Source organism: Bradyrhizobium diazoefficiens (assembly GCF_016616885.1).
GTDB classification, from domain to species: domain Bacteria; phylum Pseudomonadota; class Alphaproteobacteria; order Rhizobiales; family Xanthobacteraceae; genus Bradyrhizobium; species Bradyrhizobium diazoefficiens_F.
The window spans coordinates 608264-619730 of sequence record NZ_CP067102.1; the positions used below are offsets into that span (position 1 = coordinate 608264).

Annotated in this window: 9 protein-coding genes; 6 read left to right on the top strand and 3 right to left on the bottom strand. The window is 64.8% G+C overall.

Going from position 1 to position 11467, the window contains the following annotated elements; genetic code table 11:
* Positions 1 to 43: 43 nt before the first annotated feature.
* The 3 genes from JJC00_RS02855 to JJC00_RS02865 form a co-directional block, all read right to left on the bottom strand.
* Positions 44 to 3640 carry a PAS domain S-box protein gene (locus JJC00_RS02855; RefSeq protein WP_200471253.1) on the bottom strand — a complete coding sequence of 1199 codons (3597 nt, stop codon included), beginning with the start codon at positions 3638 to 3640 and terminating at the stop codon, positions 44 to 46.
* Positions 3618 to 4037: a response regulator gene (locus JJC00_RS02860; RefSeq protein WP_200471254.1), complete on the bottom strand. Its 420-nt coding sequence runs from the start codon at positions 4035 to 4037 to the stop codon at positions 3618 to 3620. Before JJC00_RS02860 ends, JJC00_RS02855 begins: the two co-directional genes overlap by 23 nt.
* A gap of 186 nt (positions 4038 to 4223) precedes the next feature.
* Complete coding sequence (locus tag JJC00_RS02865) at positions 4224 to 4928, bottom strand: GntR family transcriptional regulator (protein ID WP_200471255.1); 705 nt, start codon at positions 4926 to 4928, stop codon at positions 4224 to 4226.
* 94 nt (positions 4929 to 5022) lie between these two features.
* Between JJC00_RS02865 and JJC00_RS02870 the strand changes: the two genes are divergently transcribed.
* From JJC00_RS02870 to JJC00_RS02895, 6 genes are all read left to right on the top strand, one after another.
* Positions 5023 to 6042: an ABC transporter substrate-binding protein gene (locus JJC00_RS02870; RefSeq protein ID WP_200471256.1), complete on the top strand. Its 1020-nt coding sequence runs from the start codon at positions 5023 to 5025 to the stop codon at positions 6040 to 6042.
* Positions 6042 to 6803, top strand: coding sequence for an ABC transporter ATP-binding protein (locus JJC00_RS02875; RefSeq protein ID WP_200471257.1), 762 nt, complete (start codon positions 6042 to 6044; stop codon positions 6801 to 6803). Before JJC00_RS02870 ends, JJC00_RS02875 begins: the two co-directional genes overlap by 1 nt.
* Before the next feature lie 11 nt (positions 6804 to 6814).
* Positions 6815 to 7678 (top strand): ABC transporter permease, encoded by an 864-nt coding sequence (locus tag JJC00_RS02880; RefSeq protein ID WP_200471258.1) that lies wholly within the window; start codon positions 6815 to 6817, stop codon positions 7676 to 7678.
* Entirely contained in the window at positions 7675 to 9411 is a 1737-nt protein-coding gene (araD, locus tag JJC00_RS02885; protein ID WP_200471259.1) for an L-arabinonate dehydratase, read from the top strand. The genes JJC00_RS02880 and araD overlap by 4 nt, the downstream gene beginning before the upstream one ends.
* 130 nt (positions 9412 to 9541) lie before the next feature.
* Positions 9542 to 10261 carry a ribonuclease activity regulator RraA gene (locus JJC00_RS02890; protein WP_200471260.1) on the top strand — a complete coding sequence of 240 codons (720 nt, stop codon included), beginning with the start codon at positions 9542 to 9544 and terminating at the stop codon, positions 10259 to 10261.
* Positions 10262 to 10339: 78 nt separating this feature from the next.
* Positions 10340 to 11431: an SMP-30/gluconolactonase/LRE family protein gene (locus tag JJC00_RS02895; RefSeq protein WP_200471261.1), complete on the top strand. Its 1092-nt coding sequence runs from the start codon at positions 10340 to 10342 to the stop codon at positions 11429 to 11431.
* Positions 11432 to 11467 lie beyond the last annotated feature (36 nt).

The following is an 11467-nucleotide window of genomic DNA, read 5'->3' on the forward strand; positions in this document are numbered from 1 at the left end:
GATTCCGGATCGCACTAGGTGCGTCCGGAATGACTCCCAAATGTCACCCGTTCAGCGCCTTGCGGATGATCCGCGCCAGATCGGACTTGCGATAGGGCTTCGCCAGCAGCAGCACGCCTGTATCCAGCCGGCCGTGGTGGATGATCGCGTTCTCGGTATAGCCTGAGGTGTAGACCACCCTGAGATCGGGGCGTGACTTCAACACCTCGTCGGCAAGCTGCCGTCCGTTCATCTTGCCGGGCATGATCACGTCGGTGAACAGCAGGTCGAACGGCTTGTCGCTCGCGACGATGGTGAGCGCCTCCGCGGCATTGGCGGCCTGCAGGGTGACGTAGCCGAGTGAATGCAGCTGGGCCAGCACGTAGTCGCGCACCAGCCGGTCGTCCTCGACCACGAGGATGGTCTCGTGTCCGCCCTCGATCGAGGCCGGCATCACGCCATCGGCGACGGCCGTCGGTGTCTTGCCAGGCGGCAGATACATCTTGATCGTGGTGCCGTGGCCTTCCTCGCTGTAGATCTTGATGTGGCCCGCGGACTGCTTGATGAAGCCGTAGACCATCGAGAGACCGAGGCCGGTGCCCTTGCCCGGGCCCTTCGAGGTGAAGAAGGGGTCAAACACCCGCGCCAGCATGTTGGCTGGAATGCCGGTGCCGGTGTCGCTCACCGCGATCAGCATGTAGTGCCCCGGCCGGACGTCGTTGACGCTGGCATAGACCTCGTCGAGATAGGCGCCGCCCGTCTCCACGATCAGCTTGCCGCCGCCCGGCATCGCGTCGCGCGCGTTGAGCGCGAGGTTGAGGATCGCCGTGGTGAGCTGGTTTGGATCGACGACCGCGACGCAGCTTTCGTCCTCGAACACGGATTCGATCTGGATCTGCTCGCCCAGCGTCGGCCGCAACAGCTTTGCCGTGTCGACGATCAGCGAATTGATGTCGATCTCGCGCGGCTGGAGCGGCTGCTTGCGTGCGAAGGCGAGCAGATGCTGGGTCAGCTCGGCGCCGCGGCCGGCGGCCTCGTCGATCATCTTCGTGATCGCGGCAAGCCCCGGATCCTTGGCCACGGCCTCTGCGAGGATCTCGATCGTTCCGGTGATGACGGTGAGGATGTTGTTGAAATCGTGCGCCACGCCGCCGGTGAGCTGGCCCACCGCCTCCATCTTCTCGGCGTGGCGGATGCGCTCCTCGGAGGCGATCTTGTCGGTGAGGTCGCGGTAGAACACGTTGAACAGGATGCCCTCGCGGCGCCTCAGCGCCGTGACGCTGAGTTCAGCCTTGAACTCCTTGCCGTCGCGGCGGCGAACCATGAGTTCGCGGCGGCGGTTGAGGGTCCGGCCGTCCGCGGATTCGAGGAAGCGGGCGAGGCCGGCCTTGACCCTGTCGCGCTCGCTTTCCGCAACGATCAGGTCGACCGCGTTCTTGCCCAACGCCTCGTCGCGCCGCCAGCCGAACAGCTCCTCGGCCCGCGAGCTCCAGTTCTGGATGGTGCTGCGATCGTCGGTCTGGACGAAGGCGTCGAGCGCGGTCTCGACGATGTTGCGCGCAAGCTGCTCGCTGTCACGCAAGGATTCGGCGGCGTGCCTCGCCTCGGTCATGTCGCGCCCGACGAAGAAGAAGCGCTTGGCCTGATCCGACCAGTTGCCGAGCCAGGACAGCCAGACTTCGCGGCCGTCCTTGTGTAAGCAGCGGGTATCGGCGAGCTTCGGATGTCCGCCGCGCCGGAGCGCGCGCATCTCCTCGCGGGATTGATCGAGGTGAGCGGGATGGATGAAATCGACGCCGCTGCGGCCGATCATTTCGTCCGGCTTGTAGCCGAGAATGGTCTCGCTGCTCGGACTGATCTGCGCGATCTCGCCGTGCGAGCTCATGATCATGATCAGATCCTGCGAGGTGTCGAAAAGCTGCCGCCGCTCCTCCAATTGCTGCTGTAGCGCCCGCTCCGCGCGTCGCGCTTCGGTCAGACTGCGCGCGGAACCGGAGGCGCCGATGATCTCGCCCGAAGGCCCCCTGATCGGCGACAGGCTGAGCGAGATTTCGACCGGCGTGCCGTCCTTGCGCAGCCGCACCGTCTCGAAGCGTTCGATCGGCTCGCTCCGGGCGATCCTCTTCAAATAGTCCTTGCCCTGCTCGCGGCGCTCGGGCGGGACAATGATCGAGGTGGATTTCCCGATCGCTTCATTCGCCGAATAGCCATAAAGGCGCTCGGCGGCCGGATTCCAGCCCGTGATGATGGCGTCGAGGGACTGCATCACGATCGCATCGTCGGATGATTCGACGGCGGCGCTGAACAAGAGCTCGCGCGCCGCATGATGGCTTCGCGCGGCTTCGGTGCGACGATGCTCCTGCACCTCGCGTTCGAGCGCGGCGGCTTTCGATCGCGTTTCTTCGACCATCCGGGCAAAGGCCCGCGCCAGCGCGCCGGTCTCGCCACTGGCATCGACGGGTATGTCCGCCGGCCGTCCGCTGCCGATAGCCTCCACGGCTTTGGTCAGGCGCCCGATCGGGCGCGTCAAAGAGCGCGCCAGCAGCACCGCGAGCGCAGCCGCGGCGAACACGGCAAGTAAGCCGACGAGCAAGGAGGTCCTTTGAATGGCCGCCGGCACGCGGCCGAACACGGGCGGGGGGATCGTTTCGATGATCGCGAACCACTCCTTGCCCGCAAGCAGCGCCGGCGCGATCGCCGCGCCGCTCGGCCGGCCCGACTTGTCGGCCGTCAGATGCGTGGACCCTTCGAGCTTGCCGGCCAGGGCTGCAAAAAATGGAAAGTCCTGGCGCCAGTCGGTGGCGTGGCCGTGCAATGAGCCGAATTCCTGCGCGCGATCGGGATGGACGAGATAGTCGCCGCGCGCATTTACGACGTAGATTTCGCTCCCGGCGCCCGCGGTCGAGCGGACGCCGTCCAGTGCCGCGCGCATGTCGATATTGGCGATGATGATGCCGAACGGCTTGCCGTCCGGCGTGAACAGCGGCGTCGCGACCCGCAACGTCGGAATGTGAAGGTCCGTGGTCCCCCCTTGGCGGCTGGCGAGATCGATCGGAGAAACATAGATCTCGCCCGGCGCCAGTCGAATCGTGTCCTGAAAGTAGGTTCGCTCGCTCCTGCGCTCCAGTTCGCTATTGGGGACGATCCGTGCTGCTCCAGTCGGGCCGGAACGCTCGACGCGGACCAGCTCGCGCTGGCCGTCGTCAACGCCGATGATTCGAAACTGCCCGTAGCCGGGTTTGGCGTCGATCTCGGCCGCGAGCCGCGCTGCGATGCGCTCGCGCCAGGTCTGCTCCGAAACGCCGTCGAGAGCGTCGACGCCGCCTCCGATGTGGGCGCGGATCAGGCCATTGATGGCTGCGGCGGAGCGATAGCCGAGCAGATCGCCGCGGGCTCCGGCAACGTAGGATTCAAGATTGGTCGCCAGCAGGCGTGACTGGGCTTCGACGCGTTCCAGGACCCGCGGAATGACGGCTTGGGTGGTGTTGCGATAGCCCAACCAACCGACTGCGGCCACGGTCACCGCCACCAGCAGGATCATCGCGATCGTGAGCCGAGTTGCGAGCGTCATGGGAACATTCGCACCGCGTCCCGAACGGCCGCGCCTGGTCTGGCCCGGAACGGAACGAAGATCCTTGTCATCGGCGGCCGGTGCTGACATCGGGCTCCTCCGACTCGCCCGTCTTCAGGCAGCCGTCGACCGCCGCCAGCAGCGCGTCGGCCCGGAACGGCTTCTGCAGGCTCGCGACCGCGCCAAGCCTGGTCGCCATCTTCAGGAAGTCCGGGTCGGCATGGGCGTCCGGCGTGGTCGACCGGCCCGAAATCACGACGATCGGGATCTTCGGCTGCAGCGCCCGGACGTGGCGCATTGTTTCCAGCCCGTCCATGCCGGGCATGAAGATGTCGAGGAATAGCATGTCGAACCGGCTGCCCCCGAACAGGGCGAGCCCCTTGCGGCCGTCGCCTGCGACCGTCACGTGATGACCGGCCCGCTCCAGGAGCAGCCGGATCGTTAGCTGGACGGCCGGGTCGTCATCCACGATCAGGATGTTGGCCACGTCAAAGACCTCCGGATCGGGCAGGTGGGTTCCCTGCGACCCAAATCAAAGCAACAAATGCGAAATTGTTGCGCGGATTGTGCCCTGTCTGCAAGGCTTCGCGGCTGCGGCGAAGTGGGTCGCCGGGCCATTAGTTGAGTGCAGGCCATATGCATGTTTGCGTGCAGATGACCGCGGTGGCCGCGCCTAATCGGAGAGATATTCGGGATAGTGCTGCCGGATCCGATCCAGCTCGCTCAGCGTGCCTGACAGATGTTTGCGCAGATGCTGCTGCGCAGCTTCGGCGTCTTTCGCCTCGATCGCGCGCGTGATCAGCTTGTGGTGGCGCACGATGTTCTGGGCCTTGCCGGGCGAGGGCAGATGCAGCCGGCGCAGCCGGTCGATATGTCCGCTGCGGCTGCGCACCAGCATCCAGAGGTCCTGCTTTCCGGCGGCGGTATAGAGCTCGGCATGGAAGTCGTTGTCAGCGGCGATGAAGGCCTCGAAGTCGCCGGCCTTCGTGAATTGCTGTTGCAGCGCGATGGCGTGATCCAGCCGAATGATCAGGGCCGGATCGGGATCCTCTGCGAGGAGCCGGACGATCTCCAGCTCCAGCGCCTGCCGCAGGAAATGCGCCTGTTGCGCCCGGTCGACGTCGATCTGGCTGACCACGGTCGCATGCTGCGGAAATACGTCGACCAGGCCTTCTTCCTCGAGCCGCATCAGCGCGTCGCGCACCGGCGTCGAGCTGACGCCGAACTGGCCGGCCAGCTCTGCCCGCGACAGCGGCGCGCCCGGCGGCAATTCCAACGCAATGATCGCGTTGCGCAGCCGCTCGAACACCTGCGGCGCGGCCTGCCGGGCTCGGTCGAGCCGGGCGGCCGCGCGCGGCGCGGGATGGGCTGATTCCATGGCGGCTGCTCCGGCCGGCTTGCCTTTGATGCACTAATGCATTAGTGCATCAGCGCGGCCGCGCGTCAATGCCGACCGGAGGAAACGAACAACAATGATCAAGCAATTCCAGCGTGGCTGTGCAGTCCTCGCCCTGATCGCCGCGGCCGTCCTGTCGGCCTCGCCCGCGCAGGCGCAGCAGAAATCCGAGATCTCCCTGTCGCGGCAGCCCGGCATTTTCTACATGCCGAGCCACATCATGGAGAAGCAGAAGCTGATCGAGAAGCATGCGGCCGCGCTCGGCGCGCCCGGCGTCACCACCAAATGGGTGACCTTCTCCGGCGGTGGCGCGCAGACTGATGCGCTGCTCGCGGGTGGTGTCGACATTCTCAACACCGGCACCGGCAATCTTCTGTTGCTGTGGGACCGGACCCGCGGCGGCGTGAAGGGCATCGTCGCGACCTCGGCGCAGCCGATGACGCTGATCAGCCGCGACGCCAACATCAAGTCGATCAAGGATTTTGGCCCGAGCGACAAGATCGCGGTGCCGACGGTGAAAGTCTCGACGCAAGCGATCGTACTCCAGATTGCGGCGGCGGAAGCCTTCGGCGCCGACCAATGGTCGAAGCTCGACGCCAACACCGTGCAGCTTGGTCATCCCGACGCCTATGCGGCGCTGTCCAATCCCAAGCACGAGGTGCACACCCATTTCTCGATCCCACCGTTCACGTTCCTGGAGCTGAAGAACGTGCCGGGCGCGCACGTCGTGCTGAACTCGCCCGACGTCATGGGTGGCCCGCTCAGCCAGGCGCAGTTCTTCACCACGACCAAATTTGCCGACGCCAATCCAAAGATCATCCAGGCGGTGCGCGATGCCACCAAGGAAGCGCAGGATCTGATCCGCAGCGACACCAAGCAGGCGGTCGAGATCTACAAGGAGATCACCGGCGACAAGACCTCGGTGGAAGAGCTGCTCGATCTGCTCAAGCAGCCCGGCATGATGGAATGGAATCTCGAGCCGCAGGGCACAATGAAGTTCGCCGCCCACCTCTACAGGACCGGCACGCTGAAGACCCAGCCCAAGGCGTGGACCGATTACTATCTCCCCGTCGCGCACGATCTGAAGGGCAACTGATGGCGCTGCTCGACGTCAGTGGGGTGACGCTGCGCTACAAGACCTCCAGCGCCGTCGTCACCGCCACCGAGAGGGTGAGTTTTGCGGTCGACAAGTCCGATCGCTTCGTGTTGCTCGGACCGTCCGGCTGCGGCAAGTCGACCCTGCTCAAGGCCGTCGGCGGCTACATGTCACCGAGCGAAGGCCGCATGACCATCGGCGATCGCGAGATCCGCGGCCCCGGCGCCGGCCGCATGATGATCTTCCAGGAATTCGACCAGCTCCTGCCCTGGAAAAGCGTGCTCGCCAATGTAATGTTCCCGCTGCTGACCGCGCGAAAGCTGTCGCGCAAGGACGCCGAGGCACGCGCGCGGGCCTATATCGAGAAGGTCGGCCTCACCCGCGTCGTCGACGCCTATCCGCACACGCTCTCCGGCGGCATGAAGCAGCGCGTCGCGATCGCGCGCGGCATGGCGATGGAGCCCGACATCCTGCTGATGGACGAGCCGTTCGCAGCACTCGACGCGCTGACGCGCCGGACCTGTCAGGACGAGCTGCTGCAGCTCTGGAGCGAAACCAAGTTCACCGTGCTGTTCGTGACGCATTCGATCGCGGAAGCCATCCGCATCGGCAACCGCATTCTGTTGCTGTCGCCGCATCCCGGCCGGGTCAAGGCCGAGGTGGTCGACGTCGACAAGGTCAGCAATGACGACGGCAGCGCCGGCCGGCTGGAGAATGAGATCCACGATCTCCTGTTCGCCCGCGAAGCCACGGCGCATTGAAGGAGCCGCTCATGGGCGAAGCGAGAATCCTGTTGCGCGACGCGCCGGTCGCCGCCACCGGCGGTGCGGACGAGGTCGAGCGCAAGCTGAGCGTGCTTGAGCTGTTATGGAACGACGGCTTTGTTCGCAAGACCGTCATCATCCTGTTTTTGGCGGCAGTTTGGGAAGCCTACGGCCTCTCACTCGACAATCCCCTCCTGTTTCCCACGCTGCACGACACGCTCCTCACGATGTACGATCGCGTCAAGGACGGCACCATTCCGATGCGGGCGTGGACCTCGCTAAAGGTGCTGTTCATGGGCTATTCGGCCGGCATCGTGCTGGCCGCGATCTTCACCGTGCTCGCGATTTCCACCCGCATCGGCACGGATTTCCTGGAGACGGTGACGGCGATGTTCAACCCGTTGCCGGCGATCGCTCTGCTGCCGTTGGCGCTGATCTGGTTCGGCCTCGGCAATGGCAGCCTCGTCTTCGTGCTGATCCATTCGGTGCTGTGGCCGGTCGCGCTCAACACCCATTCCGGCTTCAAGAGCGTGTCCAACACGCTGCGCATGGTCGGCCGCAATTACGGCCTGCGCGGACTGCCCTATGTGGCAAAGATCCTGATCCCGGCGGCCTTCGGCTCGATCCTGACCGGCCTCAAGATCGGCTGGGCCTTTGCCTGGCGTACGCTGATCGCGGCCGAGCTGGTGTTCGGCGTGTCCTCGGGCCAGGGCGGGCTCGGTTGGTTCATCTTCGAGAACCGCAACCTGCTCGACATACCCGCAGTGTTCGCGGGCCTCTTGACGGTGATTATCATCGGGCTCTTTGTCGAGAACCTGATCTTCCGCGCCATCGAGCGGAACACGGTCCAGAAATGGGGCACCCAATCATGACCAAGAAGAAAACACCCGACCAGCTCCGCAGTGCGCGCTGGTTCGCGCCCGACGATCTCCGCTCGTTCGGCCACCGCTCCCGCGCCATGCAGATGGGCTACGCTCCGGAGGAGTGGAAGGACCGTCCGTGCATCGCGATCATCAACACCTGGTCGGATGCGCAGCCGTGCCACATGCACTTCAAGTCGCGCGTCGACGACGTCAAGCGCGGCATCCTGATGGCCGGCGGCCTGCCGGTGGAATTGCCGGCGCTGTCGCTGTCGGAATCGCTGCTGAAGCCGACCACGATGCTCTATCGCAATCTGCTGGCGATGGAGGCCGAAGAGCTGTTGCGCAGCCATCCCGTTGATGGCGCGGTGCTGATGGGCGGTTGCGACAAGACCACGCCGGCGCTGCTCTTGGGTGCGACCTCGATGAACATTCCGGCGATCTATCTGCCGGCCGGCCCGATGCTGCGCGGCAACTGGAAGGGCAAGACGCTCGGCTCCGGCTCCGACGGCTGGAAATATTGGGACGAGCGCCGCGCCGGCAAAATCTCCGACAAGGACTGGCTCGACATCGAAGCCGGCATCGCGCGCAGCTACGGCACCTGCATGACCATGGGGACGGCCTCGACCATGACCGCGATCGCGGAAGCGATCGGCATGACGCTGCCGGGCGCCTCCTCGATTCCCGCAGCCGACGCCAACCACATCCGCATGGCCAGTGAATGCGGCCGCCGCATCGTCGAGATGGTGTGGGAGGATCTGACGCCGAAGATCGTCCAGACCCGCAGAGCGTTCGAGAACGCGATTGCGGTGGCGATGGCGATGGGCTGCTCGACCAACGCGATCATCCATCTGATCGCGCAGGCCCGCCGCGCCGGCCAGGATATCGGCCTCGACGATTTCGAGATCGCGAGCCGCAAGGTGCCCGTGATCGCGAATGTCCGTCCGAGCGGCGATACCTATCTGATGGAAGATTTCTTCTATGCCGGCGGCCTGCCGGCGCTGATGGGCCAGATCAGGCAGCATCTGCACCTCGACTGCATCACGGTGAGCGGCAAGACCCTCGGCGAGAACATCGACGGCGCCGAGGTTCACAATGCCGATGTCATCCGCGGCGTGGACAATCCCATCTACAAGGAGGGCGCGCTCGCCGTGCTCAAGGGCAATCTCGCGCCCGACGGCTCCGTCATCAAACCCTCGGCCTGCGCGCCGCGCTTCCTCAAGCACACCGGGCCTGCGCTGGTGTTCGACGACTATCCCTCGATGAAGAAGGCGGTCGACGATCCCAATCTCGATGTCACTGAGGATCACATTCTGATCCTGCGCAATGCGGGGCCGCAGGGCGGACCGGGCATGCCAGAATGGGGCATGCTGCCGATCCCGACCAAGCTCGTGAAGCAGGGCGTGCGCGACATGGTGCGCATCTCGGATGCGCGCATGAGCGGCACCAGCTACGGCGCCTGCATCCTGCACGTTTCACCGGAGTCCTACATCGGCGGTCCGCTGGCGCTGGTGCAGAACGGCGATCGCATCACGCTCGACGTCGCCGCGCGTACCATCAATCTCGATGTCCCCGAGGCCGAGCTCGCAAAGCGCCGCGCCGCCTGGAAGCAGCCCGAGCGCCGCTTCGAGCGTGGCTATGGGTGGATGTTCACCAAGCACATCAAGCAGGCCAATGACGGCTGCGACTTCGACTTCCTCGAGACCGACTTTGGTGCGCCGATCGGCGAGCCGTCGATTTACTGACCCCACCCCCGTCGTTCCTGGGCGCCTCGAAGAGGCGAACCCGGAACCTCGAGATTCTCAGGTGCGCAATTGCGCACCGTAGTTCGCGCTGCGCGCGCCCCGGAATGACGAAAGAGAGAGTGATAGCCCCATGTCAAAACTCAGCGAAGCCACCCGCAACAAGCTCAAGTCCGTCTCCACGGCCACCGTCGCGACCGCGCTGTTCAAGCGCGGCCTGCGCATCCAGATGATCCAGGATGTGCATCCCCTCGGCGCCGACCAGCCGACCATGGTCGGCGAGGCCTTCACGCTGCGCTACATGCCGGCGCGCGAGGACCTCAACACCATCGACGTGTTCAGGGATCGCTCGCATCCGCAGCGCAAGGCGGTCGAGGATTGCCCGGCTGGCAGCGTGCTGGTGATGGACAGCCGCAAGGACGCGCGCGCGGCCTCGGCCGGCGCGATCCTGGTGACGCGGTTGATGAAGCGCGGCGTCGCCGGCGTCGTCACTGACGGCGGTTTTCGCGATTCTGCCGAGATCGCAAAGCTCGGCATTCCCGCTTATCACCATCGTCCCTCAGCGCCGACCAATTTGACGCTGCATCAGGCCATCGAGATCAACGTTCCCATCGGTTGCGGCGATGCGCCGGTGTTTCCCGGCGACGTCATTCTGGGTGATGCCGACGGCGTCATCGTCATCCCCGCACACCTCGCGGATGAGATCGCGAACGAGACCTTCGAGATGACCGCCTTCGAGGATTTCGTCACCGAGGAAGTCGGCAAAGGCCGCGGTATCTTTGGCCTCTATCCGGCGACCGATCCGCACACGCTCACCGATTTTGCGGAATGGCGGAAGAAGAACGGCCGGTAAGGTTACGCATCACGACCACTTCAAGAAACAGGCCGGCCACATCAAGTGCCGGCCTTTGATCAAGCAGAGAGGACTCTTATGACTTTCACCCGACGCAATCTCTTGTCCGGCGCCGGCGCGGCGGCGGCTTCGACGCTGCTGGCCCGCGCGTCCGGCGCACAGTCGTTTCCGTTCACGCCGGCCCAGCGCTATCCGGACCCGGCCGTCCAGATCCTGGATCCGAGCTTTGCAAAATACCGCCTCTATTCCTCGACGCTCGAACAGGTCGCGACCGGCCTGCGCTGGGCCGAAGGTCCGGTCTATTTCCCGGAAGGCGGCTATCTGCTGTTCTCCGACATTCCCAACAACCGGATCATGAAGTTCGACGAGAAGACCGGGCAAACCAGCGTGTTCCGCGCCAACGCCAACTACGCCAACGGCAATGCGCGCGACCGTCAGGGCCGCCTCGTCACCTGCGAGCACTCGGTCACGCGCCGCATCACGCGCACCGAGAAGGACGGCAAGATCACCGTGCTCGCCGACAAGTTCGAGGGCAAGCGGTTGAACGCGCCGAACGACATCGTGGTCAAGTCCGACGACAGCATCTGGTTTACCGATCCCGTGTTCGGCATCAACGGCGAATGGGAAGGCAAGAAGGAGAAGCCCGAACAGGCCACCACCAACGTCTATCGCATCGCCAAGGACGGCAAGCTCACCGCCGTGCTCACCGACCTCGTCAATCCGAACGGCATCGCCTTCTCGCCGGACGAGAAGAAGCTCTATGTCGTCGAGTGGAAGGGCACGCCCAATCGCAGCATCTGGAGCTACAATGTCGGCGACGACGGTAGCCTCAGCGGCAAGACCAAGCTGATCGATGCCGCCGACCAAGGCTCGCTCGACGGCTTTCGCGTCGATCGCGACGGCAATCTCTGGTGCGGCTGGGGCTCGAACGGCGCATTGCAGTCCGAGCCAACCGACGTCGGCGGCCGCAAGGTCTATCAGCTCAAGGGCAAGTCGGAAGATCTCGACGGCGTCATGGTGTTCAACCCCGAAGGCAAGCCGCTCGCGTTCATCAAGCTGCCCGAACGCTGCGAAAATCTCTGCTTCGGCGGGCCAAAGAACAACCGCCTTTATATGGCGAGCTGCCATTCCATCTACGCGCTCTATGTGGAGGCGCACGGCGCGGTGTGAGTCTTCGCCTCTCCCCGCTTGCGGCCGCTTGCGGGG